At 72.7% G+C, this 25,565-nt stretch carries 26 protein-coding genes; 14 read left to right on the top strand and 12 right to left on the bottom strand.

Going from position 1 to position 25,565, the window contains the following annotated elements; translation table 11 throughout:
• Nucleotides 1-15 precede the first annotated feature (15 nt).
• The 4 genes from ACIPJY_RS17445 (at nucleotide 16) to ACIPJY_RS17430 (ending at nucleotide 6,075) form a co-directional block, all read left to right on the top strand.
• Entirely contained in the window at nucleotides 16-3,144 is a 3,129-nt protein-coding gene (locus tag ACIPJY_RS17445) for an alpha-mannosidase (protein ID WP_400466549.1), read from the top strand.
• Between the two features lie 314 nt (nucleotides 3,145-3,458).
• Nucleotides 3,459-4,424 (top strand): hypothetical protein, encoded by a 966-nt coding sequence (locus ACIPJY_RS17440; RefSeq protein WP_400466551.1) that lies wholly within the window; start codon nucleotides 3,459-3,461, stop codon nucleotides 4,422-4,424.
• 45 nt (nucleotides 4,425-4,469) lie between these two features.
• Nucleotides 4,470-5,219: a histidine phosphatase family protein gene (locus ACIPJY_RS17435; RefSeq protein ID WP_400466554.1), complete on the top strand. Its 750-nt coding sequence runs from the start codon at nucleotides 4,470-4,472 to the stop codon at nucleotides 5,217-5,219.
• Nucleotides 5,209-6,075, top strand: a complete 867-nt coding sequence (locus ACIPJY_RS17430; RefSeq protein WP_400466557.1) for an NAD(P)H-hydrate dehydratase — start codon at nucleotides 5,209-5,211, stop codon at nucleotides 6,073-6,075. Before ACIPJY_RS17435 ends, ACIPJY_RS17430 begins: the two co-directional genes overlap by 11 nt.
• A 177-nt stretch (nucleotides 6,076-6,252) precedes the next feature.
• Here the strand turns inward: ACIPJY_RS17430 and ACIPJY_RS17425 are convergent, their stop codons facing one another.
• A complete protein-coding gene (locus ACIPJY_RS17425) occupies nucleotides 6,253-6,687 on the bottom strand; it encodes a YdeI/OmpD-associated family protein (RefSeq protein ID WP_400466560.1) in 435 nt (144 codons plus the stop codon).
• Nucleotides 6,688-6,952: 265 nt separating this feature from the next.
• Between ACIPJY_RS17425 and ACIPJY_RS17420 the strand changes: the two genes are divergently transcribed.
• The 4 genes from ACIPJY_RS17420 to ACIPJY_RS17405 are packed head-to-tail and all read left to right on the top strand — an operon-like array spanning nucleotide 6,953 to nucleotide 11,029.
• Complete coding sequence (locus tag ACIPJY_RS17420; RefSeq protein WP_400466563.1) at nucleotides 6,953-8,098, top strand: ABC transporter substrate-binding protein; 1,146 nt, start codon at nucleotides 6,953-6,955, stop codon at nucleotides 8,096-8,098.
• 5 nt (nucleotides 8,099-8,103) lie between these two features.
• Nucleotides 8,104-9,078: an ABC transporter permease gene (locus tag ACIPJY_RS17415; protein WP_400466566.1), complete on the top strand. Its 975-nt coding sequence runs from the start codon at nucleotides 8,104-8,106 to the stop codon at nucleotides 9,076-9,078.
• Nucleotides 9,075-9,944: an ABC transporter permease gene (locus ACIPJY_RS17410; protein WP_400466570.1), complete on the top strand. Its 870-nt coding sequence runs from the start codon at nucleotides 9,075-9,077 to the stop codon at nucleotides 9,942-9,944. Before ACIPJY_RS17415 ends, ACIPJY_RS17410 begins: the two co-directional genes overlap by 4 nt.
• Nucleotides 9,941-11,029, top strand: a complete 1,089-nt coding sequence (locus ACIPJY_RS17405) for an ABC transporter ATP-binding protein (protein ID WP_400466573.1) — start codon at nucleotides 9,941-9,943, stop codon at nucleotides 11,027-11,029. Before ACIPJY_RS17410 ends, ACIPJY_RS17405 begins: the two co-directional genes overlap by 4 nt.
• 72 nt (nucleotides 11,030-11,101) lie before the next feature.
• Here the strand turns inward: ACIPJY_RS17405 and ACIPJY_RS17400 are convergent, their stop codons facing one another.
• Entirely contained in the window at nucleotides 11,102-11,581 is a 480-nt protein-coding gene (locus tag ACIPJY_RS17400; protein WP_400466576.1) for an NUDIX hydrolase, read from the bottom strand.
• Nucleotides 11,582-11,617: 36 nt separating this feature from the next.
• Here ACIPJY_RS17400 and ACIPJY_RS17395 point away from each other — a divergent pair, with 36 nt between their 5' ends.
• Both ACIPJY_RS17395 and nagB read left to right on the top strand, forming a co-directional pair.
• Complete coding sequence (locus ACIPJY_RS17395; protein ID WP_400466578.1) at nucleotides 11,618-12,250, top strand: hypothetical protein; 633 nt, start codon at nucleotides 11,618-11,620, stop codon at nucleotides 12,248-12,250.
• Nucleotides 12,251-12,313: 63 nt separating this feature from the next.
• Nucleotides 12,314-13,099: a glucosamine-6-phosphate deaminase gene (gene nagB / locus ACIPJY_RS17390; RefSeq protein ID WP_400466581.1), complete on the top strand. Its 786-nt coding sequence runs from the start codon at nucleotides 12,314-12,316 to the stop codon at nucleotides 13,097-13,099.
• Between the two features lie 147 nt (nucleotides 13,100-13,246).
• Here the strand turns inward: nagB and ACIPJY_RS17385 are convergent, their stop codons facing one another.
• Nucleotides 13,247-14,428, bottom strand: a complete 1,182-nt coding sequence (locus tag ACIPJY_RS17385; RefSeq protein ID WP_400466584.1) for a MalY/PatB family protein — start codon at nucleotides 14,426-14,428, stop codon at nucleotides 13,247-13,249.
• 4 nt (nucleotides 14,429-14,432) lie between these two features.
• Nucleotides 14,433-15,008: a TetR/AcrR family transcriptional regulator gene (locus tag ACIPJY_RS17380; protein WP_400466587.1), complete on the bottom strand. Its 576-nt coding sequence runs from the start codon at nucleotides 15,006-15,008 to the stop codon at nucleotides 14,433-14,435.
• 65 nt (nucleotides 15,009-15,073) lie between these two features.
• Between ACIPJY_RS17380 and ACIPJY_RS17375 the strand changes: the two genes are divergently transcribed.
• Genes ACIPJY_RS17375 through ACIPJY_RS17365 form a run of 3 tightly spaced genes read left to right on the top strand, consistent with a single transcriptional unit; the run spans nucleotide 15,074 to nucleotide 17,798 of the window.
• Nucleotides 15,074-15,970, top strand: a complete 897-nt coding sequence (locus ACIPJY_RS17375; RefSeq protein ID WP_400466590.1) for an SDR family NAD(P)-dependent oxidoreductase — start codon at nucleotides 15,074-15,076, stop codon at nucleotides 15,968-15,970.
• Between the two features lie 54 nt (nucleotides 15,971-16,024).
• The gene (locus ACIPJY_RS17370) at nucleotides 16,025-17,023 is read left to right on the top strand and encodes a TerC family protein (RefSeq protein ID WP_400466592.1); all 999 of its coding nucleotides are present in this window, start codon (nucleotides 16,025-16,027) and stop codon (nucleotides 17,021-17,023) included.
• Nucleotides 17,024-17,042: 19 nt separating this feature from the next.
• Nucleotides 17,043-17,798 (top strand): phosphotransferase, encoded by a 756-nt coding sequence (locus ACIPJY_RS17365; protein WP_400466595.1) that lies wholly within the window; start codon nucleotides 17,043-17,045, stop codon nucleotides 17,796-17,798.
• On the opposite strand, the gene ACIPJY_RS17360 is transcribed toward ACIPJY_RS17365, so the two are convergent.
• Nucleotides 17,785-18,516 carry a hypothetical protein gene (locus ACIPJY_RS17360; RefSeq protein ID WP_400466598.1) on the bottom strand — a complete coding sequence of 244 codons (732 nt, stop codon included), beginning with the start codon at nucleotides 18,514-18,516 and terminating at the stop codon, nucleotides 17,785-17,787. The genes ACIPJY_RS17365 and ACIPJY_RS17360 overlap by 14 nt on opposite strands.
• Before the next feature lie 62 nt (nucleotides 18,517-18,578).
• Between ACIPJY_RS17360 and ACIPJY_RS17355 the strand changes: the two genes are divergently transcribed.
• Complete coding sequence (locus tag ACIPJY_RS17355) at nucleotides 18,579-19,145, top strand: TetR/AcrR family transcriptional regulator (protein ID WP_400466601.1); 567 nt, start codon at nucleotides 18,579-18,581, stop codon at nucleotides 19,143-19,145.
• Between the two features lie 5 nt (nucleotides 19,146-19,150).
• On the opposite strand, the gene ACIPJY_RS17350 is transcribed toward ACIPJY_RS17355, so the two are convergent.
• The 7 genes from ACIPJY_RS17350 to ACIPJY_RS17320 all read right to left on the bottom strand — a co-directional run bounded on the left by ACIPJY_RS17350 (nucleotide 19,151) and on the right by ACIPJY_RS17320 (nucleotide 25,534).
• On the bottom strand, nucleotides 19,151-19,981 hold the full coding sequence (locus ACIPJY_RS17350) for a class II glutamine amidotransferase (RefSeq protein WP_400466604.1): 831 nt from the start codon (nucleotides 19,979-19,981) through the stop codon (nucleotides 19,151-19,153).
• A 68-nt stretch (nucleotides 19,982-20,049) separates the two neighbouring features.
• Nucleotides 20,050-21,216 carry an N-acetylglucosamine-6-phosphate deacetylase gene (gene nagA, locus ACIPJY_RS17345; RefSeq protein ID WP_400466607.1) on the bottom strand — a complete coding sequence of 389 codons (1,167 nt, stop codon included), beginning with the start codon at nucleotides 21,214-21,216 and terminating at the stop codon, nucleotides 20,050-20,052.
• Complete coding sequence (locus tag ACIPJY_RS17340; RefSeq protein WP_400466610.1) at nucleotides 21,213-21,620, bottom strand: YrdB family protein; 408 nt, start codon at nucleotides 21,618-21,620, stop codon at nucleotides 21,213-21,215. Before ACIPJY_RS17340 ends, nagA begins: the two co-directional genes overlap by 4 nt.
• Nucleotides 21,621-21,625: 5 nt before the next feature.
• Nucleotides 21,626-22,504 (bottom strand): formyltetrahydrofolate deformylase, encoded by an 879-nt coding sequence (purU, locus tag ACIPJY_RS17335; RefSeq protein WP_400466612.1) that lies wholly within the window; start codon nucleotides 22,502-22,504, stop codon nucleotides 21,626-21,628.
• A 161-nt stretch (nucleotides 22,505-22,665) separates the two neighbouring features.
• Nucleotides 22,666-23,994, bottom strand: coding sequence for an MFS transporter (locus ACIPJY_RS17330; protein ID WP_400466615.1), 1,329 nt, complete (start codon nucleotides 23,992-23,994; stop codon nucleotides 22,666-22,668).
• A gap of 120 nt (nucleotides 23,995-24,114) precedes the next feature.
• Nucleotides 24,115-24,564: a MarR family winged helix-turn-helix transcriptional regulator gene (locus ACIPJY_RS17325; protein ID WP_400466617.1), complete on the bottom strand. Its 450-nt coding sequence runs from the start codon at nucleotides 24,562-24,564 to the stop codon at nucleotides 24,115-24,117.
• Between the two features lie 52 nt (nucleotides 24,565-24,616).
• Nucleotides 24,617-25,534, bottom strand: a complete 918-nt coding sequence (locus ACIPJY_RS17320) for a GNAT family N-acetyltransferase (protein ID WP_400466620.1) — start codon at nucleotides 25,532-25,534, stop codon at nucleotides 24,617-24,619.
• Between the last annotated feature and the right edge of the window lie 31 nt (nucleotides 25,535-25,565).

Raw genomic sequence — 25,565 nt, 5'->3', positions numbered from 1 at the left:
TTCGAAAGGAAATCCATGCACCAGGACGAACCGCTCGTCGAGGCCCGCATCGCCCGCCTCGTCCGCGACCGCATCGACCCGGCCGTGCACCGGCGTTCCGCGCCCGTCACCGTGTCCGCGTGGGAGGTCCCGGACGAACCGGTGCCGTTCGACGTCGCCGTCACCCAGACGTTCTCGCCGTTCACGGTCGGGTCCGCCTGGGGCGGGCGACCGTGGGGCACGACGTGGTTCAAGGTCACCGGGACCGTGCCCGAGGACTTCGGGACCGCTCCCGGCACCACCGCGGAGCTCCTCGTCGACCTCGGGTTCTCGAAGCGGCACCCGGGGTTCCAGGCCGAGGGACTCGCGTACCGGCCGGACGGCACCACGATCAAGGCCGTCGAGCCGCGCAACAACAGCGTGCCGCTCGCGGTGGCGCCGGGTGAGTCGTTCGAGCTCTACGTCGAGGCCGGGGCGAACCCGGACATCGGCGGCGACTCGTTCCAGGGCGCGACACCGCTCGGGTCTCGCTCGACCGCGGGGAACGAGCCGATCTACACGCTCCGTGCCCTGCACGTCGTCGAGCGCGACGACACCGTGTGGGAACTCCAGCAGGACGTCTGGGTGCTCCGCGGGCTGATGGCCGAGCTGCCGACCGACGGCACCCGGGGCGCCGACATCCTGCGGGCGCTCGAGCGTGCCGCGGACGCCCTCGACCCCGACGACGTCGCCGGGACCGCGGCCGTCGCCAGGGAGGTCCTGGCACCGGCGCTGTCCGTCCCGGCGAGCGGCGCCGCCCACCGCGCGATCGCCGTCGGCCACGCGCACATCGACTCCGCCTGGCTCTGGCCGGTGCGCGAGACGAAGCGGAAGTGCGCCAGGACGTTCTCGAACGTGCTCGACCTGATGGACCGCGACCCGGACTTCACGTTCGCGTGCTCCTCGGCGCAGCAGTACGCCTGGATCCGCGACGAGTACCCCTCCGTCTTCGCGCGGATCAAGGAGCGCGTCGCCGAGGGCCGCTGGATCCCGGTCGGCGGCATGTGGGTGGAGTCCGACACGAACCTGCCCGGTGGTGAGGCGCTCGCGCGTCAGTTCGTCGCCGGCAAGCGGTTCTTCCTGGAGGAGTTCGGCATCGACACCCCGGAGGCCTGGCTCCCCGACTCGTTCGGGTACACCGGGGCGCTGCCGCAGATCGTCCGGGCCGCCGGGTCGAAGTGGTTCGTCACGCAGAAGCCCTCGTGGAACGAGACGAACGTCATCCCGCACACCTCGTTCGACTGGGAGGGCATCGACGGATCCCGGATCCTGACGCACCTGCCGCCGGCGGACACCTACAACTCGGACGTCTCGCCCGCCGATCTGCACCGCGGGGAACGGCAGAACAAGGAGCGCGGCACCGCGAACACCTCGATGCTGCTCTACGGCTTCGGCGACGGCGGTGGTGGGCCCACGCGCGAGATGGTCGCCGCGGCGCACCGCCAGCACGACCTCGACGGGTCGCCGCGGGTCGACCTCGGCACGCCGGCGCAGGTCTTCGAACAGCTCGAGCGGGAACTCCCCGTCCCGGGCGTCTGGTCCGGGGAGATGTACCTCGAGTTCCACCGCGGGACCTACACGTCCCAGATCCGCACGAAGCAGGGCAACCGCCGGTCGGAGCACCTGCTCCGCGAGGCCGAGCTCTGGGCGGCGACCGCTGCCGTGCGGCTCGGGCTCGACTACCCGTACGAGGAGCTCGAAGCCGCCTGGCACACCGTCCTGCTGCAGCAGTTCCACGACATCCTGCCGGGGTCCTCGATCGCCTGGGTCTACGAGAACGCCGAGGAGAACTACCGGCTCGTCGCCGACACGCTCGAGGGACTCATCGGCAACGCGACGACCGCGCTCGCGAACGGAGGGGCCGCGGCGCTCGCCGGGGTTTCGTCGTCGTCGTCCGTCGCGTCCGGGTCCGGGTCCGGGTCTGGCTCCGGCTCGTCGGTGCTCGACGCGCCGTCGTCCGACGCCGTCGGCGGCAGCGCCGCGGTCGGGACCGTCGTGCGGTTCAACGCCGCACCCGTCGCGGCGGGCGGCGCAACCCCCATGGGAGGTTCCCTCGGTCCCGAGGCGCAACCCGTGCCTCCCGTCCGCCACGGTGACGACTTCGTCTTCGACACCGGCGTGGTCGTGGCGACCATCGACGCCGCCGGCCACGTCGTCTCGTTCGTCGACCAGGCGTCGGGGCGGGACGCGATCGCGCCCGGCGCGGCCGCCGCGGAGTACACCGTCTTCCGGGACACCCCGAACCAGTGGGAGGCGTGGGACATCGACCGCGCGTACCAGCGCAACGGGAACCCGCTGTCGGCGACCTCGGTGACGATCGAGGGCTCCGCGCTCGTCGTCGTGCGGCCGGTCGGGTCCTCCACCGTCACCACGCGCTACTCCGCGGTCGAGGGCGAGCCGGAGCTCGTCGTCGAGACCGAGGTCGACTGGCACGAGCAGCAGAAGCTGCTCAAGCTGGCGTTCCCGCTGGACGTCCGCGCGAGCTCCGCCTCGAGCGAGATCCAGTTCGGGCACATCGACCGACCCACCCACCAGAACACCTCGTGGGACTTCGCCCGCTTCGAGACCTCGGCGCACCGCTGGGTGCACGTCGCCGAGCCGGGGTTCGGTGTCGCGGTCGCGAACGACTCCACGTACGGACACGACATCACCCGCTCGACGCGTGCCGACGGCGGGACGACGACGCTCGTGCGGGAGTCGCTGCTCCGCGGGCCGACGTTCCCGGACCCGCACGCGGACCAGGGGCACCACGTGTTCCGGACGGTGCTGCGCGTCGGGCCGTCGGTGCTCGACGCCGCGGACTCCGGGTACCGGCTCAACCTGCCGGTGCGCACGGTGGCCGGGTCGACCGAGGTGTCGCCGCTGGTGATCGTGTCGTCGCCGCAGGTGTTCGTCGAGGCCGTGAAGCTCGCCGAGGACCGCTCGGGCGACGTCGTCGTGCGCCTCTACGAGGGGCTCGGCGGTCGTGCGAGCGACGTCGGCGTGGACTTCGGGTTCGACGTCGCGTCGGTGGCCCAGGTGGACCTCCTCGAGCGGCCGCTCGGCGCGACGTGGGACGCGGGGGAGCCCGTCGTCCTGACGCTCCGGCCGTTCGAGATCGTCACGCTGCGGGTACGGCGGGCATAGACCGCGACGCCGGGCGGGCACGGGTGCGTCCGTCCGGCGTCGTGTTGCGCGGGGTGGCAGCTCCGCGCGCAGTGGGTGCGGGGCGGCGCGGGCGTTTCGCGGTAGCGGGGCGGGGGTCGGGTCGTTTCGCGCGTAGGGAGTCGAATCGCGCGTAGGAGGTCGGAAGTTCCGACCGCCTACGCGCGATTCGCCTTTCCACCGCAGTTGCGATGGGAAGGAACGGGTAGTCCTCCACAGGGCGCCGGCCTGGAGGCTCGTCCACGTCTTCGACGTTCGGTCGCCATCGCCTGTGGTCGGCTCGGCACGCTCGTCCCATGGAAACGCCACTCCCGATCCACCGGGCCACGCCGACACGAGAGGCCGGCCGCACCGGTTCCGCCATGCGTCGCCGCACGAAGCACCCCGGCCCCGACCGACTCGTCCGCGTGGGCCCGAACGCCTTCGTCCGCGCGGTCGACTGGGAAGCCGCCGGACCTCGCGCGCGGTACGTCACCCGTGTCTGGGCGAGACTCGCACGCCTGGGTGAGCCAGCGGTCGCGTCCCACGTCTCCGCGGCCGCGTTGCACGGGCTCGCGTCGTTGTACGGGTGGCCCGAGCAGGTGCACGTGACCCTGCCGAAGTCGCGGTACCGCAGTGCGAGCAACGGTCTGGTGCTGCACACGAGACCATTCGGCGCCGAGGACGTCGCCCGGGACGGCCCGCTCGCCGCGACGAGCATCCCGCGGACCGTCGTGGACGTCGCACTCGCTGGGGACGTCCGGGCGGGGGTGGTGCTCGCCGATTCGGCGCTCCGTGGCGGGACGCCCGTGGCGGCGCTCGACGCGGCGCTCCGGTCGTCGCCGCGGGGCCGAGGGCGTCGGGCCGCGGAACTCGTGCTCGAGATCGCCGATGCCCGATCGGGTTCCGCGGCGGAGTCGCTCGCGCGGGTCGTCTTCCGGGAGCTCGGCTTGCCGGAGCCCGTCCTGCAACAGGTGTTCGTCGTGGACGGTCGCCGGATGTTCGTCGACTTCTGGTTCCCGGAGCAGGGCGTCGTCGTGGAGATCGACGGTCGGGCGAAGTACTCGCAGCCGCGCTACCTGGGTGGACGGTCGCCGACCGAGGCCTTCGTCGACGAGAAGCGTCGGCAGGAAGCACTGCTCACCGTCCCGGACGTCCGCCGGGTCGTCCGGGTGGAGTGGGCCGACCTGCACGCGCCCGGACCGCTCGCGCATCGCCTGCGAGCCGCAGGACTGCCGTGCGCGGTGCGCCCCGGGCCGAGCGCGCGGCTCGTGCTCCCGTGAGCGACCCGTCGAACGAGCACAGCGGTCGCGGCCTAGCGTGGCGGCATGGCAGTCACCGAGATCTGGCTCGTCCGCCACGGGGAGTCCACCGCGAACGTCGCCGCCGCCCGCGCCCACGAGGCCGGTGCCGACGTGATCGAGGTGGACCACCGCGACGCCGATGTCCCGCTGAGCCCGCTCGGGGAAGCGCAGTCGCGCGCCCTCGGGCAGGAACTCGCGGACCGTGGCATCGACGACGTGCCCGTCGCGCTGTGGGTGTCGCCGTACCTCCGCGCCCAGCAGACGATCGGCATCGCACTCGAGGCCGGCGGGCTCGCGGAACCTCCGAAGCGCGTCGACGAGCGGCTGCGCGACCGGGAGCTCGGCGTCCTCGACCTGCTGACGCTCGAGGGCGTCCGGAACCGCTACCCGGACGAGGAACGGCGGCGGCAGTGGCTCGGGAAGTACTACCACCGACCGGCGGGCGGGGAGTCCTGGGTCGACGTGATGTTCCGGCTCCGCTCGCTGTTCGTCGACGTCGACCGCCTCGACGGCACGCAGCGGCTGGTGATCGCGGCACACGACGCCGTCGTCATGCTGGCGGTGGCGGTGTGCCTGGACCTCGACGAGCCGGCACTGATGGACTTCGCCGGCACCCACACCGTGGCGAACGCCTCGCTCACCCGGCTCAGCCGCGACGGTGTCGGCGCTCCGTGGCGGCTCGACGAGTTCTCCGCGGTCGAGCACCTCGAGGACGACGCCGACGCCGCGGTCACCGAGCACTCCGGCCGGAAGGACGACGTCCGTGCCGTCTGACCCGACCCCGATCACACCGAACCTGCTCCGCGAGTGGTCGCTCCCGGACGGTGGCGGCAGCAAGTACGGCCGCGGCCAGGTGCTCGTCGTCGGCGGCGCCGCCAAGACCCCGGGAGCAGCCATGCTCTCCGCGACCGCAGCACTCCGCGTCGGCGGGGGACGTCTGACGCTCGCCGTCGCGCGGAGCGTTGCCCTGCACGTCGCGGTCGCGCTGCCCGAGTCCGGCGTCCAGCCGCTCGACGACGACTCCGACGGGCACGTGGCGGTCGGTGCCATCGGGGCCTTGCACGACGACCTCGCCAGCGCCGACGCCGTGCTCGTCGGGCCCGGCCTCGACGAGCCAGAGGGCAGCAGGGACCTCGTCGCCGGCCTGGCCGGTGCCGTCGGCGACGAGACGCTGGTGGTGCTCGACGCCTTCGCGCTCGGGGTCGCTGCGGACCTGGTCGACGAGCTCGCACCGCTCCGGGGCCGTCTCGTGATGACCCCGAACTCCGGTGAGGCCGAGCGGCTCCTCGGGCACGAGTGCTCCGACGACCTGCACGACGCGACGGAGATCGCCGACCGCTACGGTGCGGTCGTGTCCCTCGGCGGGGTGGTCGTCGCCCCGGACGGTCGGTCCTGGGCGAAGGGCACCGGGGCCGGCGGCCTGGGGACCAGCGGGAGCGGGGACGTGCTCTCGGGGGCGATCACCGGGTTGCTCGCGCGCGGGGCCGACGTCGCTCAGGCCACGGTCTGGGCCACGCAGGTGCACGCGGCCGCGGGGGATCGGCTGGCGGTGCAGGTCGGGCCGATGGGCTACCTGGCGAGCGAGCTCCTCGCGGAGATCCCGCGCGTCCTGGTCGAGTTCGGCGCCTGACCCCCCCCTCGCGCGTTCCTTCCCATCGCGCGTGCCATAGGAAGTCTTTTCGCGCGTAGGGGGTCGGAACTTCCGACTGCCTACGCGCGTTTCAACTCCCCACGCGCGAAACGACCACCCCCGCGACCACCCCGCGCCACCCCCGCCACTCCGCGAGCACCCCGCGACACCGCGGGCTCAGCGCAGCGACTCCACGGCCTTCTCGATGCGCCGGAGCCGGGTCTCCGGGGCCTTCGTCTGCACCACGGGGTCGACCAGCGCGCGCTGCCGGGAGTTCGACAGCCCGTCGAAGGCCGCACGGACGCCGGCCTCGGTGAGCGCTGCCGCGAGGTCCTCCGGCAGGTCCACCGTCCGCGGCATCGTGTCGAGCTCGATCGTGACCTGGACGGTGTCCCCGGCGCCGATGCCCGATGCCGCGCGCTGCTCGGCGGACAGCGGGATGAGGAACTGCTCGTTCATCACGCCGACCGTCGAGCGGTAGGTGTGCCCGCCGTTCAGCGTCACCACCACGGGTGGGCGCTTCCCGGAGCCGAGCGCGTCGATGACCTCGGCGGGGACGGGCAGGCCCGTCGCGGTCTTGCGGGCCTGCAGCACCGTCGTCGTGAACTCCACGAGCCGAACGTACAACCGCACCCGACGTTCCGCCACCGTTCACCGGCGCAGCACGATCCGGAAACCGCCCCCGGCCACGATCATCCCGTGCCCGGTCACCGGACCGAGCACACGGTCACCGGACCGAGCACCACCGGAGCAGGACCCACCGGCACCGGACCGAGCACCACCGGACCGAGCACACGGTCACCGGACCGAGCGCCACCGGACCAGCACCCACCGGCACCTCCCCGAACACCGAACGCCACCCGAAAGGCACCTCCCCGTGCAGTACAAGCGCACCCTGGCCGGCCTCGCCCTGGCCGCCGCCGCAGTCGTCACCCTCGCCGGCTGCTCCGCCACGAGCTCCGCAGCATCCGGCAGCGACAGCGACACCGACTGGAAGACCGCCACGAGCGCCGAGAGCGCCGGCGGCATGGACGCCCTGGTCAAGGCCGCGAAGGCGGAGGGCCAGCTCAACGTCATCGCGCTGCCGCCGTCGTGGGCGAACTACGGCAAGATCATCGACGGCTTCACCAAGGAGTACGGCATCAAGGTCAACTCGGCGAACCCGAACGGGTCCAGCGCCGACGAGGTCGCCGCCGTGAAGTCGCAGCAGGGCCAGTCCACCGCGCCGGACGTCCTCGACCTCGGCAACGCCGTGATGCAGCAGAACCTCGACCTCCTCACGGACTACAAGGTCGCGAACTGGGACGACATCCCCACGGACCTCAAGGACGCGGACGGCAAGTGGACCCGCGACTACACGGGCCTGATGTCGATCGGCTACGACTCGTCGAAGATCACGGACGCGCCGAAGGACCTGAACGACCTGCTCGGCTCCGAGTACAAGGGCAAGGTCTCGATCTCCGGCGACCCGACGCAGGCGAACCAGGCCGCGTCCGCGGTGTACCTCGCGGCGCTCGAGAACGGCGGCTCGGCCGACGACATCACGAAGGGCGTCGAGTACTTCGGCAAGCTCAAGCAGGCCGGCAACTTCCAGAACGTGCTGCCCACACAGGCGACGGTGGCCTCGGGCGAGACCCCGGTCGTCGTCCAGTGGTCGTACAACAACCTCGCGTGGGGCCCGGCGGCGGGAGCCAGTGGCAACAAGAACTGGAAGACGGTCGTGCCCGAGGGTCAGGCACTCGGCTCGTACTACTCGCAGGCGATCAACAAGGACGCCCCGCACCCCGCGGCGGCCCGCCTGTGGCAGGAGTACATCGCCGGCGCCGACGCGCAGAACCTGTACCTGCAGGCCGGCGCCTTCCCCTCGACGCTCGCCGCGCTGGAGAAGTCCGGCAAGGTCGACCAGGACGCCCTCGACGCCGCCGGCGGCGCGCCGAAGGACTACGTCGAGCTCTCCGACGAGCAGGTGGCAGCAGCCTCGAAGGTCCTCGCCACCAAGTGGTCCGCCACGATGGGTTCCTGACCGGCATGACCACCGCATCGGCGCCCGGCGCGCCCGCCGTCGGCGCGACCCTCGTCACGAGCGAGCAGCCGACCGACCGCACGACCACGGCCGCCGGTGCGACCACCCGCCGCGGCGCCGGACCCCGTGTCCGGCGCCGCGGCGGCGTCGCGTGGCTCGGGCTCACCCCGTTCGCCGCGTACGTGCTCCTGTTCCTCGCCGTCCCCACGGTCATCGGGGTCGGCAGCGGGTTCTTCGACGCCGCCGGGCGCCCGACCCTCGCGAACCTCGCCGCGTTCGCCGACCCGAGCGTCCTCCGCGCGTTCGGCGCCTCCGCGGGGCTCTCCGCCGTGTCCGCCGTGATCGGCGGCGTCGTCGGTGCGGTCGTCTGCTGGGCGCTCGCCGCGCTCCGGCCGGACGGGTTCGTGCGCTCGGCGATCGACTCCGCCGCCAGCGTCCTCGCGCAGTTCGGCGGCGTGATGCTCGCGTTCGCGTTCATCGCGACCATCGGTGCGCAGGGGCTCGTCACCACCTGGCTCGCCGCGACGTTCCACTGGGACGTCACCGCCGGCGGGTCCTTCCTGTACACGGTCCCCGGCCTCGTGCTGCCGTACGTCTACTTCCAGGTCCCGCTCATGGTGCTGACCTTCATGCCGGCGTTCGAGGGCGTGAAGACCCAGTGGGGCGAAGCCGCGGCCACCCTCGGCGCCTCGCGTGCGACGTACTGGCGCCGCGTCGCGCTCCCCGTCCTCGCGCCGGCGTTCTGGGGTTCGCTGCTGCTGCTCTTCGCGAACGGCTTCTCCTCCTTCGCCACCGCCGCCGCGCTCATCTCGCAGGGCGGCATCGTTCCGCTGACGATCCGCGCGCAGCTCACCAGCGAGACGATCATCGGCCTGCAGAACGTCGCCGGGGTGCTCGCCCTCGGCATGGTCGTCGTGATGGCGGTCGTGATGGGCGCGTACTCACTCCTGCAGCGCCGCGCCGCCAGGTGGCAGCGATGAGCGGGACGGGAGGCTCGACCCGCCTCCGGCAGGTCGGCGCACGTCCGGCTCGCCCCGCCGCAGCACGCTTCGGCGCCGCCCCGTCCCGCGGCGCAGCCGCCGTCGTGCTCGTCGTGGTCGGCCTCGTCTTCGCCGTCCCGATCGTCGCGCTGCTGCAGTTCACCTTCCGGCAGGGCACCGACGGCGGACTCACCCTCGCGCACTACGCGGCCCTCGCCGACCCGGTCAACCGGGCGACCTACCAGCCGGTGTTCGACGGTCTCGGCGCCTCGCTCCTGATCGTCCTGATCACGGTGGCGATCGTCCTGCTCGTCCTGCTCCCCGCCCAGGTCATCACGGCGCTCCGCTACCCCAGGCTCCGCCGGCTGCTCGAGTTCGTCTGCATCGTGCCGATCACCGTCCCGGCCGTGGTGCTCGTCGTCGGCTTCGTGCCCGTCTACCAGGTGGTCGCGCGGCTGTTCGGCTCGGGCGCGTGGACCCTGTCGTTCGCCATCGGGATCGTGGCGCTGCCCTTCGCCTTCCGGCCCATCGCCGCCGCGATCACCGCGACCGACATGACCACGCTGTCCGAGGCCGCACGGTCGCTCGGTGCGTCCTGGTGGACCGTCACCTGGCGGGTGCTGCTCCCGAACCTGCGCCGTGGTGTCCTGGCGGCCTGCTTCCTGACCATCACGGTCGTCCTCGGCGAGTACACCCTCGCGTCGTTCCTCTCCCGCACCACGTTCCAGACCGCGCTCGTGCTCGTGCAGCAGACCGACCCCTACGTCGCCGCGATCTTCTCGCTCGGCGCACTGGCGTTCGGGTTCCTGCTGCTCGTCGCCATCGGTCGGATCGGCACCCGCCGGCACCCCAAGGAGTCCGCATGACCACCACCGCTCCGATCCCGCCGGCGTCGCTGTCCGCCAGCACCAGCCGAACCGGTGCCGGCGCCGTCGTCGAGCTCGAGTCCGTCGAGAAGCGCTACGGCACCCACCGCGCACTCACGGGCCTCTCGCTCCGTGTCGAACCGGGCGAGTTCCTGTCGCTCCTCGGTCCCTCCGGCTGCGGCAAGACGACCGCGCTCCGGGCCCTCGCCGGACTCGAGGCCGTCGACGCCGGCGCCATCCGCATCGACGGGGACGACGTCGCCGGCGTCCCCGCGAACAAGCGCGACATGGGGATGGTGTTCCAGCAGTACTCGCTCTTCCCGCACATGACCGTGCGGCAGAACGTCGCGTTCGGCCTCGAGATGCGCCGCGTGCCGGGTGCCGAGCGGAAGACCCGCGTGGTCGAGGCGCTCGACATGGTGCACCTCGCGGACTTCGCCGACCGGTACCCGCACCAGCTCTCCGGCGGCCAGCAGCAGCGAGTCGCCCTCGCCAGGGCTCTCGTGACCCGACCGCGGGTGCTGCTGCTCGACGAGCCGCTCTCCGCGCTCGACGCCAAGGTGCGGGTGTCCCTCCGCGAGGAGATCCGCCGCATCCAGTCCGACCTCGGCATCACCACGGTGTTCGTCACCCACGACCAAGAGGAAGCGCTCGCCGTCTCCGACCGCATCGCCGTGATGAACGCGGGCAACGTCGAGCAGATCGGGACGCCCGAGGAGCTCTACCGCGCACCGTCCTCGGCGTTCACGGCCGACTTCGTCGGGCAGTCGAACCGCCTGCGCGGGGACCTCCGCGGCGGCGACGTGTTCGTGTACGGCTTCCGGGTGCCGGCACTCGACCGCTCGGCGTCGGACGGTCCGGTCCTGGCCTACGTCCGGCCGGAGGACGTGGCCTTCGCCGACGACGGCGTCACCGGCACCGTCGTCTCGTCGAGCTTCCTCGGGTCGATCCGACGGACCACCGTGCGCCTCGACGACGACACCATCGTCACGGTGCAGCACGACGTCGGCGACCGTCGCTCGACCGGCGACGCCGTCGCCGTGCGCCTGCTCGGCGCACCGGTCGCGGTCGCCCCGATCGCCTGACGGTGGCGACCACCGCCGGACGGGAGGCTCGATGCGGGCCCGCCACGAGCCTCCCGTCCGGTGGGGTGCGCGTCAGCGGCGGAAGCGCGCCTCCGGGCCGCCTGCCAGCGCGACCCGGACTCGCTCTCGCATGTTCTCCGACATCGGGGGCAGCGCCGTGAGCGGCGCCCAGAACGCCTCGGTGTTCTCGCCGTCGGCGGGGTAGGGGTCGCCGGACTCCCACCGGCAGGCGAAGACCAGGTCGAGGTACTGCGCTCGATCGCCGTTCGCGTAGGTCGTCTCCGGCAGCGTCTGCACCAGCGCCAGGCGCTCCGCGACCGCGACGACGCCCGCTTCCTCGAGGACCTCGCGCTCGGCCGCGACGGCCGGTTCCTCGCCGGGGTCCACGATCCCGGTCACCGGCGTCAGCGCACCGTTGTCCGCGCGGCGGACGACGAGCAGCTCCCGGGTGTCGCCCTCGCCCCTGGTGACGACGGCCGTGACCCCGGTGAGCCAGAGCGGCGCCGTGCCGATCTGCTCGCGGAGGGCCAGGACGAAGTCGGGGGTGGGCATGCGGCCACGCTACCGACGGGTCGGTACGCTCGGGGCATGGCACACGGCGACAGGGCGCTGGAGGTGCGGGCGGACCACGGTGTCTGGGCCGCAGGGTGGCGACTCGCGCTCGCCGGGGTGGTGCGCGCCGTGACACCGGCGCGGCGGCGGGTCCTGTTCGGCTCGGTCGGGGTCGTCGCACTCGGGCTCGTCGTGGGTGTCGTCGTCGGACTGGTGCGGGGGAGCTCCACGCCGGTGCTCTCGGTCGTGGTGCTCGTCGGGACGGCTGCGCTCCTGGCGTACCTCGTCGTGGCGGTCGAGCTGGTGCTCTGGACGATGGCGGACCGGCGGCGGATCGCGCCCGCGGAGGTCGATCCGGAGCGGCTCGGTCGGGTGCAGCAGGAGATCGCCGACGGACACGCGTCACGCGTGGACCCGGCCGACCGTCGGGCGCTCGTCCGCTTCGCCCGGGTGCAGCAGACCGCGCTCCCGGCCACCGTGCTCGTGCACGTGCTCGGGGTCAGCGTGGGGGTGCTGCTCGGGGCGCTCGAGGCGTTCGCGGGCTCGGCCGGCCTCGTCGTCGTGGTGCTCGCGGTGCTCATCGTGGCGGTGTCGGCGTGGTCGCTCCGCGGTGCGCTCCGGGCACTCGGATCGACGCCGGAACTCGTGGCGCTCGACCCGCTCGACTGAGGCCCGTGCCGTTCGTCGGTCGGACCCTGTCGCAGACTGGTCATGACCAGTAGGCTGTCTCCCGTGGAGATCATCATCCTGCCCACGCCCGCCGAGGTCGGTCGGGTCGCCGCTGCGAAGATCGCGTCCGTGGTCGCCGAGAAGCCGTCGGCGGTGATCGGTCTCGCGACGGGGTCGAGTCCGCAGGGCATCTACGCGGACCTGCAGCGTCGTGTCGAAGCGGGGGAGATCTCCTTCGCGCAGGCACGCGGGTTCGCCCTCGACGAGTACGTCGGGATCCCGCTGGAGCACCCGGAGTCCTACGCGTCCGTGATCGCCCGTGACGTCGTCGGGCCGCTCGGCTTCGACGCTTCGCGGGTCCGCGTCCCGGACGGTCGCGCTGAGGACATCGAGTTCGCGGCGAAGGAGTACGACGCCGCGATCCGTGCCGCCGGCGGCATCGACGTGCAGATCCTGGGCATCGGGGCGAACGGGCACATCGGGTTCAACGAACCGACGTCCTCGTTCGCGTCCCGCACCCGGATCAAGACCCTCGCGCCGTCCACGCGTGAGGCCAACGCCCGCTTCTTCGACACCCTCGAGCAGGTCCCGACGCACTGCATGACGCAGGGGCTCGGCACGATCCTCGAGGCCCGACAGCTCGTCCTCGTGGCACAGGGCTCGGCGAAGGCGGCTGCCGTGGCCGCGGCGGTCGAGGGCCCGCTGTCGTCGTTCGTCCCCGGGAGCGCACTGCAACTGCACGAGCACGCGACCGTCGTGGTGGACGAAGCAGCCGCTGCCGGCCTGCAGCTGGCCGACTACTACCGGTACACGTACGCGAACAAGCCGTCCTGGCAGCGCTTCGAGTAGACGGCAGCGCGGTGCCAGCTGGTTGCCTGGCGCCCCCGTACGGCTGAGACGCCCCCGAGTTCCCGAGACGCCGCGGAAACCGGGGGCGTCTCGCGGACTCGGGGGCGTCTCGCGCGCAAGGCGGCGCGGCGCCGGGCCTCCCGCCGGTCAGCTCCGAGCGGCGTACGCCCCGTGCAACCGGGACAGCCCCTCGCGCAGGGTCTCCGCCGAGCACCCGAAGTTGAGCCGGGCGAAGCCGCGACCCTGCCGCCCGAAGTCCGGCCCGCTGCCGAGCGCGACGAGTGCCTCGTCGACGAGCAGCGCGGCGGGGTCGTCGCCCCACGGCAGTGCACGCATGTCGACCCAGGCCAGGTAGGACGCCTGCGGCTGCCGGAACACCGCCCCGGGCAGGGCGTCCCCGAGCTCCTCCGCCAGGATCCGCCGGTTTGCCGCGAGCTCGGCGAGGAGCGTCGCCAGCCAGGGCCCGCCCTCGCTGAACGCCGCCACGCTCGCGGTGTACCCGAGGATCCCGGTGCGCTCGACGACCTCGCGGGGCATCCCGTCGAACCACGTCCGCGCCCGGTCCGACGCGCCGACCATCAGGGCGCACTTCGTCCCGGCGAGGTTCCACGCCTTGCTCGCACTCGTCAGCGCGACCCCGACCCCGGCCGCCTCGGCGCAGGAGTCGAGGAACGGCGTGAACACGGCGTCGGAGTGCACGAGCGGTGCGTGGATCTCGTCCGCGATCACCACCGCGTCCCACTCCGCGGCCAGGCGGGCCAGCGCGGCGAGCGCGGCACGGTCGTGCACGAGTCCGAGCGGGTTGTGCGGGTTGCAGAGCAGCACCGTCCGCGCCCCGTCAGCCAAGGCGCGCGCGATGCCCTCGAGGTCCATCTGCCACCCGGCAGTCGTGTCGAACGGGTCGGCCGCACCGGTCGGCGGGACGAGCGGGACCTCGGTGACGGAGCCGCCCGCCTCGGTCACGTACTCCCAGAACGGCGGGTAGACGGGCGGCATGACGACGACCTGGTCGCCGGGCTCGATCACCCGGCGGAGCGTCTCGACCGCCGCGACCGAGACGTCCGTCGTCGTGCGGACCAGGTCGGGGTCGACCTGCCAGCCCCACCGGTCGGCCGCGAAGTCCGCGAAGGACTCCGGCAGCGCGCGCCCGTGGCCGACGTACCCGGTGTCGCCGGCGGTGACGGCGGCGACGAGGGCCTCTCGCACGGGTTCGGCGAGCATGCTGTCCATCTCGGCGACGAACATCGGCAGGACCTCGGGCGGGTAGGCCGTGTACTTCTCGCTGGTGCGGCTGCGGTGTGCATCGAAGAGGGAGACCATGACGCTCATGGGCTCATCCTCGCAGTGGACGCAGCCCGCCGAGCAAGATCTCGACGTAGCGCTCAGGATCGGCCACGGCGACACCGCCTGCCGTCGCGGCGGAGCGCATCCCGCAGACCAGTCGTCGGAGGTCGTCCGGCGTGACGTCGGCGCGCACGACCCCGGCCGCGGCGGCGCGACCGAGCAGTGTGCCGATGGTGTCCACCAGGTCGCCGGCGAGCTCCATCGTGTCCGAGCACGAGAAGCCGCCGCCGGTCAGGAGCTCCCCGAGCGCCGGGTCGTCCACGAGGCCACGGAACGCCTCGGTGACGACCCCGCGGAACGCGGCCTCGGGGTCGGGGAGCGCCACCGCATCGCGGACCCGGTCGAGCATCGCCTCGAACGCGTCGATCGCGAGCGCCTCGAGCAGGTGCTGCTGCGTCGGGAAGTGCCGGTAGGCGGTGCCGACCCCCACCCCGGCCTCCCGGGCGACCGCGTTGAGCTGTGCCGGTTCGCCGCGGTCGAGGTGCTCGCGGGCGACGGTCAGCAGCGCGGAACGGTTCCGGAGGGCGTCCGAACGCAGCGACTCCGGGCGGGCGAGGTCGGTCATGCGGAGAGTCTATCCGGTTGTGCTAGCGTTCCGGATGAATCATCCGCTTACCACCTGGAGTCGTCATGCAGCCCTTCCCGTGGGAACTCGACCAGATGCCCGACCAGCGCGGCAGGACCGTCGTCGTCACCGGTGCGACCGGCGGGCTGGGGCTCGTCGTCGCGACGCGGCTCGCGGCCGCGGGTGCCCGCGTCGTCGCCGGGGTCCGGGACCTGGACAAGGCGGCTCGCGTCCTGCCCGTCGGGAACGGCCTGGAGGCCCGGCTCGTCGACACCGCGTCCGTCGCCTCCGTCACGGCCTTCGCCCGGCGCCTCGCCGACGACGGGATCATCGTCGACGCGCTGGTGAACAACGCGGGCGTCTCCGTCGCACGCTTCGCGCTCGGCGTCGACGGCGTGGAGCGGACCTGGGCGACGAACGTGGTCGGTCCCGCGGTGCTCGCCGACGCGATGCTGCCCGTGCTCGGCGGTCCCGCGCCCCGGGTGGTGCTCGTCGGGTCGAACCTGTCGCAGCGGACGTCGCGGGTACCCGACCTCGACGCGGTGGGCCGTGCCGAGGGCTACCGGCAGTTCGCCGCGTACACCGACTCGAAGACCGCGGCGGCCGCGCTCGCGGTGGACCTCGGGGTGCGGCTGCGGGCCTCGGGCTCGCCGGTCCGTTCGGTGATCGCGCACCCCGGCATCGCCGCGACCGGGATGAACGGGCAGGCCGAGACGGCCATGGCGCGGGTCGCCGGCAGGATCGCGCGGCTCGCCGCCAGGACGGCCGAGGACGGCGCCCGGTCGACCCTCTGGGCCGCGACCGCCGCCGACGTGCCGGAGGGGGTGTTCGTGGGCCCGGCGCTCCGTCGCGGTGACCGTCGGATGCACCCCGTGCCGGTGGCGGGCGCCGCGGCGGACCCGGTCTTCCGCGAGCGGGTGCGCGCGTTCGTGTCGGGGGTCCGGGAGCGAGCCGTGGCCTAGCCGACAAGCGGTCGGGTGGTCGCCACGGTCTGAGCGGTGCCTCAGACTGGAGGCATGCCGGAACTTCCTGTCGTGTTCGAAGTCGGCTCGATGATCGCCCTGGTCGCGATCCTGCTGGCGGACCTGCTCATCGTCGCCCGTCGTCCGCACGTGCCGACGCTCCGGGAGTCCGCGATCTGGGTCGGCGTCTACGTCGGGCTCGCGCTCGTCTTCGCGCTCGCGATGTTCGTGTTCGCCGGGGGCGAGCCGGCCGGGCAGTTCGTCGCCGGGTGGCTGACCGAGTACAGCCTCAGCATCGACAACCTGTTCGTGTTCGTGATCATCATGGCGCGGTTCGCCGTGCCGAAGGCGATCCAGCAAGAGGTGCTCATGCTGGGCATCATCATCGCCCTCGTGCTCCGCGGCGTGTTCATCCTCGTCGGCGCCCAGCTCATCGAGGACTTCTCCTGGATCTTCTACATCTTCGGCGCCTGGCTCGTCTGGACCGCGATCCAGCAGCTCCGCGACGACCACGAGGACGACCAGAAGGACAGCCTGATCGTGCGGGTGCTGCGCCGCCGGGTGCGCCTCACCGACACGTTCGACGGGATGAAGCTGCGCACCACGCACGACGGCGTGCGCCACTTCACGCCGCTGCTCATCGTCCTGATCGCGATCGGCACGACGGACCTGCTGTTCGCGCTCGACTCCATCCCCGCGATCTTCGGGATCACCCAGAGCGCGTTCATCGTGTTCACCGCGAACGTCTTCGCCCTGATGGGGCTGCGGCAGCTCTACTTCCTGCTCGGCGGACTCCTCGAGCGGCTGGTCTACCTCAAGTACGGCATCGCGTTCATCCTGGCCTTCATCGGCGTGAAGCTCGTGCTGCACGCGCTCCACGCCAACGAGCTGCCGTTCCTCAACGGCGGCGACCACATCGCCTGGGCGCCGGAGATCCCCACGTGGGTGTCCCTCGTGGTGATCGTCGTCGCGATGGCGGCCTCGACCCTCGCGAGCGTCGTCCGACTGCGCCGCGACGACGCGGAGTCGGTCGACGACCAGGCGCGGACGTGAGCCCGACCCTCGCGATGCTGTGGGAGTCGGACGACCCCCACGATGCCCTGCGGACCAGGTTCGGGTTCGCCGACGCCGAGGCGGCCGGAGCGTCTTCGAACGGCTCGCCCTCGCCGCCGACCTCACCGCCTGGCTCGGTGCCCGTGGGCTCCCCGTGTCGGCACCGGTCCCGACGCCCGACGGGCGGGTCCAGGTGCGGACCGACGACGTGTCGATGAGCCTTCAACGCGTGGTCGACGGTGCCCACCTCGACGTCGACGACCCGGAACAGGTCCACGCGGTGGGCGCGGCAATCGCCCGGCTGCACCGCGCGATGGTGGCCTACCCCGGTACCGCTGGGCGGCACGGGGTCCTGACGCCGCCACCGGCACCGGCCGAACTCGTCGCGGGCTGGCTCGACACGGCGCCCGAGGCCGCGCTCCCGCTGCAGGTGGTCCAGGGCGACTACCGGGCAGCCAACGTCCTGTGCGCCGACGACCGGGTCGTCGCCGTCCTCGACTTCGAGGAGCTGCGGCTCGACCACCGGGTCGTCGAACTCGCTCGCTCCGCGGTCATGCTCGGCACGCTCTTCCACGACTGGGGCCCCGTCTCCGAGGCCGTCCGGCAGCGCTTCCTGGACGGCTACCGGTCTGTCGAGACGCTCACCCGGGACGAACTGCGCTGGTGGGACGTCCTGGTGCTCTGGTACTCGCTGGCCCTCGTCCCGCCCGGCGACGACCCGACCGGCTGGGGTCGGGCGGCGGACGAGCACCTCGCCCGCATCAGGTCCCGCTGACCCAGTCGCGGAAGCGTGGGCCGACCACCTCCGTCCCGCGGTCGGGCACCAGGGCTCCGCCGCGGAACGCCCGCCCCATGCGTCCGGGGATCGGCAGCGGCACCGGTGTCACGTGCGGGTGGGGCACGGCCTTCGTCATCGTCCACAGCGTCGTGGTGTCCGGGCCGGCGACCTCGACCACCGGTCCGGTGCGGTCGCCGACAACGACGTCCGCGATGACCGCCGCGACCGCATCGAGCGCAACGGGGGCGATCGTCATGCCCGGGACCAGCGCGACGGGTCCGAGTCGCATCCGATCGAGGTTCTGCCGGGCGAACTCGAACCACTGCGTCGACCGCACGACGGTGAGCCGCGGGCTCGACGCGCGCGCGGCGGCCTCCTGCGCCGCCTTGCCCGCGAAGTAGCCGTAGCCCTGCACCTCGGGGCGCATGCAGTTGACGATCGACAGCAGCACGTGTCGCGACCCGAGTGCGTGCGTGGCACGACCGATCGCGCCGGTGGACGCCGCGAAGAAGTCGGTCGCTCGCTTGCGGCTCGTCGTGAACCGGCCCGTCGCCTCGATGACCACGTCGGCCCCGCTGAGTGCCGCGGTCGCGTCGTCCCGCAGCACGTCGAACCCCGTCGACCGGGACAACCGGGACACGGAACACCCTCGTGCCGCCACCGCGCTCGTGATCGCCGCCCCCGAGATCCCGCCACCGACCACTGCTACGTGCATGACCAATCCGTCCTCTACGTGTGTAGAGAACACTACGATGGTAGAGGCACGAAGGGAACAGCATGGACCGACGCGACCTGATCGCGGACGCGGGGATCCGTCTCACCGCGCGTGGTGGTGCCCGTGCGCTCACCCATCGCGCGGTCGACGCCGAGGCCGGGCTGCCCGCGGGCTCGACGTCGTACTACGCCCGCACCCGCCGGGAGCTGACCGCCCTCGTGGTCGCCCGGGTCTCGGCGCAGCTCTCGGCAGACCTCGGCGCCCTGCAGCTCCCCGACGACCTGGACGACGAAGCCGTCGTCCGGATCGCGGCGGGGTTCCTCGACCAGATCGCCGCACGGGAGGACGCGCAGGCGGCACGACTCGCGCTCCTGCTCGAGCTCCGTGACGACGAGGAACTCCGTGCTCCGCTCACCGCGGCCGACCCGGTCCGTGCCCGACTGCTCGACACGGCGCGGACGCTCCTGCGGATGATCGGCGCGGCTGCTCCGGAGCGGGCCGCCGTCGACCTCGTCGGCCTCGTCGACGCGATGCTCGTCTACCGCACCGCGGCGATCGCTCCCCTGGACGCCACCGCGGTGCTGCGCGCGTACATCGCGGGGACGGAGCGCAGCCGGCCCGCTCGGTGACGGGGTCAGCGCGGAGGAGCCGGGACGAACGGGCGTTCGTCGGTGTGTGCGCCGATCGTGACGACCGAGCCCGCCGGGACCTCGCGCCAGAGCCCGGGCAGCGCGACCAGCGGCTCGGAGACGACGACGCGGGCGTTCTCGGGCAGGTGGGACAGCCGTTCGACCTCCGGGTACAGCTGCCGGACGGACGCGACGTCGGAGCTGACGAACAGGGTGTTGGCCGGGCCGGCGCTCGCGTACCGCACGGCCGTCAGGGTGGCGCCGTCCGTGAGGCCGATCGTCATCTGGAGCGCCCCGTCGATCCCGGCCTCGGCGGCGACGGACTCGACGAACCCCGCCATCCGTTCGAGGCCGCCGATCGGGTCCTCCTCGAGGCCGAACGTCAGCGCGAGGTGGAACATCAGCTCCGAGTCGGTGGAACCCGCGATGCAGGGGAACAGGTCCGCCCTGACGGCCATGAGCAGCTCCCGCCGGAGCACGGCGAAGTCCTTGATGAACCCGTTGTGGACGAACAGCCAGCGGCCGTGGCGGAAGGGGTGGCTGTTGGTCTCCTGCACCGGTGTCCCGGTCGCCGCCCGCACGTGCGCGAGGAACAGTCCGCTCGACACCTCCGACGCCAGTTCCCGGAGGTTCTCGTCGCCCCAGGCGGGGGCGGCGCTGCGGAACAGGGTCGGGCGCTCCCGGCGTCCGTACCAGCCGAGGCCCGTGCCGTCGCCGTTCGGAGCGGGCGTCTCGGGGGAGTGGAACCGGCTCTGCTCGATCAGTGAGCGTTCCGTGTCGTAGAGCAGCTCACGCGGCTCGATCGGATCTCCGACGTACCCCAGCCACCGACACATGCGAGCCTCCTCGGCACCGTTGCCCGTGGCGCCAGTCAAGCACCGCCGGCGGTTCCGTGTGTCGGCCGTCAGCGCAGTGCGTTGCCGTCGGCCCAGACCCGCTCGACCCGGAGCGCGGGTGACAGCGCGACGAGGTCCGCCGCGTACCCCGGAGCAAGGCGCCCCAGTCGGTCCCCGAGCCCCAGCGCCGCGGCGGGGACGCTCGTCAGCGCCGCGACGGCTTCCGGCAGCGTCCGCCCGGCGAGCGTCACGGCGTTCCGCAGCGCCACGTCCTGCGTGAGCGTCGACCCCGCGATGGTGTCCGTCCCGGCGACGTGCGCGACCCCGTCGGTCACGGTGACGTCGAGCGACCCCAGCGTGTACGAGCCGTCGGCAGCACCGGCCGCCCCCATCGCGTCGGTGATCAGCGCGACCCGACCGGGGGCCGCGCGGAACAGGGTGTCGGCGACGACCGGGTGCACGTGGACACCGTCGAGGATGAGCTCGAGCGTCACGCGCTCGTCGGCCACCGCGGCGCCGATCGGCCCGGGCGCACGTTGGTGCAGCCCCGGCATCGCGTTGAACGCGTGGGTGAGGACGGTGGCCCCGGCGTCGAACGCCGCCCGGGCCTGGTCGAAGGTGCCGACCGTGTGTCCCACGGCGGCGACGACGCCGGTGGACACGAAGCGGCGGACCGCCTCGAGCGCACCGGGCAGCTCCGGGGCGATCGTGACCTGCCGGACCACGCCGTGGCCGGCGTCGAGCAGGGCATCGACGGACGCCGGGGTCGGCGCGACGAGGTAGTGCTCGTTGTGGGCGCCCTTGTTGTCCGGCGAGAGGAACGGGCCCTCCAGGTGGACGCCGAGCACGAGCGGGTCCGTTGCCATCACGGCACGGATCCGATCGAGGGACGCGGAGAGGGTCGGCACCGGGTTCGCGACGAGCGACAGGACCGAGCGGGTCGTGCCGTGCGCCCGGTGCATCGCGAGGGCCGCCGCGACGGAGTCGTCCTCGTAGGACTCGGTCGCGCCGCCGTGCCCGTGCAGGTCGATGAACCCGGGGGTCAGCGTCGCGTCGCCGAGGTCGACCACCTCGTCCGCCGACGGGGCGTCGGCGCCGGAGCCGACCGCGTGGATCGTGTCGCCGGCGAGCAGCACCCAGCCGTCGGCGGTCGACCCGGCCGCGTCGACGACGGAAGCCGCGCGGACCAGCGTGCGCCGGGCCTCCTGTCCGGTGCCACCGGACCGTGCGCTCATCGGGACTCGCGTCGGAACGCGACCACGCCGGAGAGTGCTGCGACCAGGATGAAGACCAGGCCGACCACGGGGTGTCCGATCGAGATCCAGGCGCCGCCGGCTGCGACGATGAGCGCGACCTCGACGATGGTCTTGCCGACGACGTCCGTCTCGATCGGGGACTTCCTGGACCGGAACAGGTACCAGACCAGGGCGGCGAACGCCGGGGCGCCGATCATGAACAGGATGCCCGGCATCGGGAACGGCCACGCGATGTAGCCCCAGAACGCGAGCGACAGCAGACCGAACACGGCGACGACGATGCGCAGGACCCTCCAGCCGTCGAACTCGCGCCGCGGCTTGCCGATCGCACTCGGGTCAGGGGTGTCTCCCCAGTCCATGGGGGATCGCGGGGCGTTGCTCATGGTGCCTACTTGAAGATGATCGTGCGGGCGCCGTCGCGGAGGACCCGGTCCTCCGCGATCCAGCGCACCGCCTGGGTGAGGGTGCGGGACTCCTCGTCCTGCCCGATGGAGACCAGCTCGGACGGGTCCTTCGTGTGGTCGACGCGGACGACGTTCTGCTCGATGATCGGCCCCTCGTCGAGGTCGCTCGTGACGAAGTGCGCCGTCGCACCGATGAGCTTCACACCGCGGGCGTGCGCCTGCCGGTAGGGGTTCGCGCCCTTGAAGCCCGGCAGGAACGAGTGGTGGATGTTGACCGCCTTGCCCTCGAGCGCGGCGCAGAGCTCGGGCGAGAGGATCTGCATGTACCGCGCGAGGACGACGAGCTCGATGTCGTGTTCCTCCACCGCCTCGAGGATGCGCCGTTCCATCGCGGCCTTGCTGTCGGCGTCGGTGACGGGGCGGTGCTCGAAGGGCACGGAGTAGAACGACGCCAGCTCGGCGAGTGCGGCGTGGTTCGAGAGCACCAGCGGCACGTCGATCGGCAGCTGGCCGCCACGCTGCCGGTAGAGCAGGTCGTTGAGGCAGTGCCCGGCCTTCGACACGAGCACCAGCGTGCGGAGTGGGCGGCCGACGACGTCGAGCTGGACGCGCATGTCGTAGCGCTCGACGACGGGGGCGAGGGCCTGCTCGAACGTCGCCCGGTCCACGGGGGCCATGACCTGCAGGCGCATGAAGAACGTGTCGGTGTCGTGGCTCGAGAACTGCTGCGACTCGGTGATGTTGCCCTGCGCCTGCACGACGGCGCCGGAGACGGCGTGCACGATCCCGGGCTGGTCGTCGCAGACCAGCGTGAGGGTCCAGTGCGTGGGGGTCGTCGCGGTCGCGTCGGTCGGGTCGGTCACGGCTTCAGGCTACCGGCCGCGCGGCGCGCGGCGCGGCGGCCGCCGTGGTGCGGGATGGGTTCGCACAACCGAAAGCAATCGGCACCGCGCGCTTGTGTGGTTCCGACCGTCTTTGGTTGTGCGGGGCACCGCGAGGCCGCGCCCGCGCCGGCGGCGCCGCGTCAGCGCGCCGCGCGGGCGCGCAGCGCGCGGTCGAAGACCGTCAGCGCGGTGAGCAGCACCGCGATGCCGACGATGACCCAGCCGAGGACGTGCAGGTCCGCCGTGATCGGGGCCTGGCCGAACACCCCGCCGATGAGCGACGACGCGGCGATCGCCCCGATGTAGACGCTCGTGCGCGAGAGCCCGGCCGCGGTGCCGATCGACTCCGGGGGGACGATCCGGTACAGCGCCGCCTGGTTCGACACGGACGCCAGGGCCTGGGGGATGCCGAACAGCGCCGGCGCGAGGGCGAGCAGCACCAGGGGCGAGCCGGTGTGCAGCCCGAGCAACAGCAGCCCGCCGATGATCGGCACCGTCGCCGCGACGATGAGCGGCCCGCGGACCGCGGTCTTGCGGGCGATGAAGAACGACACGACACCGGCGATGACCGCTGCCGGCAGCTGGATGTACCCGGCCTGGTCGCTGGAGTACCCGGCGACGTCCTGCACCCACTGCGAGAACCCGTACGTCATCGTGTAGGCGACCAGGTAGACGAGGAACAGCCGGGCGTAGGTGCGGGTGAGGGCACCGTTGCGGGCGAGCATCCGGACGTCGATGAAGGGCTTCGTGGCGCGGAGCTCCCAGAGTACGAGGGCGACGAGCAGCACGATCGCGACGCCGAGCAGCCACCAGAGCCCCGCCGTGATGTCGAGCAGGAACACCAGGAGCGCCGACACGGTGCCGGTCATCAGGACCATGCCGAGCGGGTCGAGCGCCGTGAGCACGGGCACGTCGGCGTCGTAGCGGGGGCGGAGCCGGTCGGACGGCAGCCACATCCCCGCGACGACGAGCCCGAACGCCGCGAGCGGGACGTTCACCAGGAAGATCGCGTGCCACCCGAACCCGGCGATGAGCGCACCGCCCAGGGGTGGCCCGGCCGCGGCGGAGACCAGCGACGTGATCGACAGCGCGCCGAGGACGAGCGGCGGCGTCGGCTTCCCGATGCGTGCGGAGTGCTGGCGGAGCGTGGTCAGCGCTGCGGGGTAGGCGGAGGAGGTGCCGATGCCGATCAGCACGCGGGCGAACACCGCGCCGCCGAATCCCGTCAGGACCTCGGGCACGACCCCGGCGACGCCGACGATCACGAGCCCGGCCATGAAGACCTTCTTCGGGCCGAACCGGTCGGCGAGCTTGCCCATCGTGGGTTGCGCGATCGCACTCGCCAGGTAGAGCGCGGCGACGAGCCAGATCGCTTGGGACGCGCCGATGCCGAGGTCACGGGAGATCGGTGCGAGGGCGACCGACACCATCGTGGTGTTGATCGGGTTGAGGAGCGGCCCGACGAGCACCGGGACGAGGAGCTTGGGACCGAATCCGCTCCCGGTACGGCCGGGAGCCGGTTCGCCGGACTGGACGGGGACGGGCGCTGAGGACGTGGACGTGGCGGGGTGCTTCTTCCTGGTGGTAGGTCAGCGCTCGATGAGCGGGCCGAGGATGCCGATGGCCCGGGCGACCGTGATGCGGTCGGCTTCCGGGAGTGCCTGGAGTCGCTCCGCGAGCACGCGGGTGCGCGCGACCCAGGAGTCCTGTCGTGCGGCGGCGCCGGCCGGCGTCGCGCGGACGAGTGTGCGTCGACCGTCGGCGGGGTCCGGTCGGCGTTCGACGAGCGCGAGGTCGACGAGCGCCTGCACGGTCGCGCCCATCGACTGGGGACGCACCCCTTCGGCGCGCGCGAGGTCGGCGATCGTGGTCTCGCCGTCACGGAGCAGTCGCCCGAGGGCAGCGGACTGGGACGCGGTGACGTCGTCGGTCTTGCCGGCCAGCAGGGCTCGTCGCATCCGGCCGTGCATCGCCAGGACCTCACCGGCGAGCTCGGCAGCGGTGACGTCGGTGACATCGGTGCTCGCGCTCGTGCTCATGCCCTCGATCGTACGACTTCGGAAGGGCAACTTGCAAGGCTGCCTTGCAAGTTCAGCTGTCGAACACGATCCGTCGTTTCGTGACGACGAACCCCGCACGCTCGAACGCCCTGCGCATCGGGGTGTTCGCCGCGTCGGTCGTCCCCACGACCCGAGGCGCTCCGGCCGTCTCGTGCACGCGGAGTCCCTCGGCGAGCAGTGCGTCGACCACCCCGCGGCCCCGGTGCTGCGGCAGCACCCCGATGTAGCTGATCGCCGCGTCGTAGGCGGTCCGGGTGGCGAGCACGAACCCGACGGTCAGGCCGTCCGCGTCCACCGCGATCCGCCAGTCGTCGCGGGAGCCGGGGAGCGACCGGTAGAACTCGAGGTCGTCGGCGGCCGTCCCGCTCGCGCCGAGTCGGGCGACGGTCGCCTGCGTGTGCGCGTCGAGGCTGCCCACCGTGACCCGCCGGAACAGGTCCAGGAACTCGTCGTCCTCCCCGCCCCCGAAGCGCAGCGCCCCGGGCCCGGCAGAGGACGGCCCGGCGGCGGACGGCCCGGCGGCGGACGGCCCGGCCGAGGACGGCGTCCACGCGAAGCTCACCCGCTCGGTCATCCGGACGAGCCCGGCAGCGCGAGCGGCATCCGCACGCCAGGCGACGGCCGCGACCGCGCGCGGATCCGACTGCCAGTCCACGGCGACGTCGACGATCCACTCGGGCAGCGTGCCGAACGACTCGCTGCCGGCGGCGATCAACCCGGCGGCGATCGCCACGCGGTCCTGGTGGTCCGGCACCGAGACGATCACGTCGTCCAGGGTGGACGGGGTCGCAGCGTCGGCGCCGCCCCACCAGAGCGCCCGTCCCACCGGCTGCCCGTCGCGCAGCGCGAGCCACGACCACTCCGGGCGGAGGTTCCGCGCCGCCGACTCCTGCCGGTACCGGTCCGCACCGATCCACGCGACCGGTTCGTCCGTCGTGATGGCGAGCACGGCCTCCAGGCCGGACGGAGAGGGGTGAAGG

Origin of the sequence: Curtobacterium sp. NPDC090223, assembly GCF_044746585.1 — a bacterium.
GTDB lineage: Bacteria > Actinomycetota > Actinomycetes > Actinomycetales > Microbacteriaceae > Curtobacterium.
This window is presented reverse-complemented; position numbering and strand designations above follow the sequence as displayed.

Bases quoted from the DNA above. Each gene is read 5' to 3' on its own strand.
- ACIPJY_RS17350 (WP_400466604.1), bottom strand. From the start codon at position 19,981: ATGTGTCGGTGGCTGGGGTACGTCGGAGATCCGATCGAGCCGCGTGAG.
- ACIPJY_RS17325 (WP_400466617.1), bottom strand. From the start codon at position 24,564: ATGAGCACGAGCGCGAGCACCGATGTCACCGACGTCACCGCTGCCGAG.
- ACIPJY_RS17395 (WP_400466578.1), top strand. From the start codon at position 11,618: ATGGCACACGGCGACAGGGCGCTGGAGGTGCGGGCGGACCACGGTGTC.
- ACIPJY_RS17340 (WP_400466610.1), bottom strand. From the start codon at position 21,620: ATGAGCAACGCCCCGCGATCCCCCATGGACTGGGGAGACACCCCTGAC.
- ACIPJY_RS17435 (WP_400466554.1), top strand. From the start codon at position 4,470: ATGGCAGTCACCGAGATCTGGCTCGTCCGCCACGGGGAGTCCACCGCG.
- ACIPJY_RS17400 (WP_400466576.1), bottom strand. From the start codon at position 11,581: ATGCCCACCCCCGACTTCGTCCTGGCCCTCCGCGAGCAGATCGGCACG.
- ACIPJY_RS17375 (WP_400466590.1), top strand. From the start codon at position 15,074: ATGCAGCCCTTCCCGTGGGAACTCGACCAGATGCCCGACCAGCGCGGC.
- ACIPJY_RS17410 (WP_400466570.1), top strand. From the start codon at position 9,075: ATGAGCGGGACGGGAGGCTCGACCCGCCTCCGGCAGGTCGGCGCACGT.
- ACIPJY_RS17355 (WP_400466601.1), top strand. From the start codon at position 18,579: ATGGACCGACGCGACCTGATCGCGGACGCGGGGATCCGTCTCACCGCG.
- ACIPJY_RS17370 (WP_400466592.1), top strand. From the start codon at position 16,025: ATGCCGGAACTTCCTGTCGTGTTCGAAGTCGGCTCGATGATCGCCCTG.
- ACIPJY_RS17445 (WP_400466549.1), top strand. From the start codon at position 16: ATGCACCAGGACGAACCGCTCGTCGAGGCCCGCATCGCCCGCCTCGTC.
- ACIPJY_RS17380 (WP_400466587.1), bottom strand. From the start codon at position 15,008: ATGACCGACCTCGCCCGCCCGGAGTCGCTGCGTTCGGACGCCCTCCGG.
- ACIPJY_RS17415 (WP_400466566.1), top strand. From the start codon at position 8,104: ATGACCACCGCATCGGCGCCCGGCGCGCCCGCCGTCGGCGCGACCCTC.
- ACIPJY_RS17360 (WP_400466598.1), bottom strand. From the start codon at position 18,516: ATGCACGTAGCAGTGGTCGGTGGCGGGATCTCGGGGGCGGCGATCACG.
- ACIPJY_RS17385 (WP_400466584.1), bottom strand. From the start codon at position 14,428: ATGAGCGTCATGGTCTCCCTCTTCGATGCACACCGCAGCCGCACCAGC.
- ACIPJY_RS17405 (WP_400466573.1), top strand. From the start codon at position 9,941: ATGACCACCACCGCTCCGATCCCGCCGGCGTCGCTGTCCGCCAGCACC.
- ACIPJY_RS17440 (WP_400466551.1), top strand. From the start codon at position 3,459: ATGGAAACGCCACTCCCGATCCACCGGGCCACGCCGACACGAGAGGCC.
- nagA (WP_400466607.1), bottom strand. From the start codon at position 21,216: ATGAGCGCACGGTCCGGTGGCACCGGACAGGAGGCCCGGCGCACGCTG.